This window comes from Aeromonas sp. PrichA-15, from assembly GCF_017939245.1.
GTDB lineage: Bacteria > Pseudomonadota > Gammaproteobacteria > Enterobacterales > Aeromonadaceae > Aeromonas > Aeromonas caviae.
The window spans coordinates 1-1,030 of sequence record NZ_JAGKRH010000158.1 but is presented as its reverse complement, the minus strand read 5'-3'; the positions used below and the strand labels follow the sequence as shown (position 1 = coordinate 1,030).

1 protein-coding gene is annotated in these 1,030 nt (G+C 50.5%); it reads right to left on the bottom strand.

The genetic code is table 11. The features are described from left to right. Positions 1-241: 241 nt before the first annotated feature. Positions 242-868, bottom strand: coding sequence for a hypothetical protein (locus J9889_RS17220; RefSeq protein WP_210557466.1), 627 nt, complete (start codon positions 866-868; stop codon positions 242-244). Between the last annotated feature and the right edge of the window lie 162 nt (positions 869-1,030).

Genomic DNA, 1,030 nt, shown 5'->3' with positions numbered 1-1,030 from the left:
ACGATTGATCTCAGAGCGAGTTTCTTCGACAAGGGTAAGGTGTTCAATCAACGTCATAGCGCGTGCCTCCTGCATGGAGACGCGATTAGATCACAGACGATCTGCCTGTTCAAATTTCATTAACAAAGTGCGATCCCGCCCTGGGCGTGAAGGGGGGGCAAGAGCCTGAGCAATAAATATAAAAACCCGACACCCAAGCAACGGGGACGGGTTTTTATTTCTTCGAGAACGTCTTTTTTAATTAATAGTTGAAATCAGCGCAACTGCCACGGATCGTTTCTTTGGCAGACTCAACCGCTTCACGCGCCTGTACCACCTCGGCTGTTTTTTTGGGGCAACTGGCTTCCAGCAAGTTTGCATAGAACTCATAAAGTTTCGCCGCTGCTTTTGCATTGTCACAAATCCCTCGCCCCTCGTTGATAGTGGCAGAGTGCTTGTCCATCTCGATCCCCAAAGCATGGTCATCACAAGCCACTTTCGGCGCTTTGTACTTACCGATGCCATGACCGCCAGCAGCAGAAGTATTATTTCCATCATTCACTGATGGCTGCGCCGGAACACTCGAAGTAGAACGTGAAATGGGAGCAACATTCTGATCAGATGCGGCAATGACGGCTGTTAGGCCAGTGACGAGCGCGTTAGTCGTATCTTTCTGACCAGAAGCAGCCGTAATGGCGGTTAGTCCAGTGACAAGTTCATCAGTGACATCTGGCGTGTTAGCTTCTACGGCTGCCCGTTCATCACGCCACCGTTGTTTCTCGGCCCTGCGTTCATCGTCGACTTCCTGATTGATCCGTGCAATCTCGGCCTTAGCAATCGCATCATGGCGACGTTGCTCCTCAATGCCGCGCTTGTGTTGGGCAACCATCTCCGCGGAAGAGGTGTTAGGGAAGGTGCGAACAAGTCCCTGATATGAGATCATGTTTGTCATCTGGAGCCATGAAAAAGGGTTCATCATGAGTCATCAGCTCACCTTCGCCGACAGTGAATTCAGCAGTAAGCGCCGTCAGACCAGAAAAGAGATTTTCTT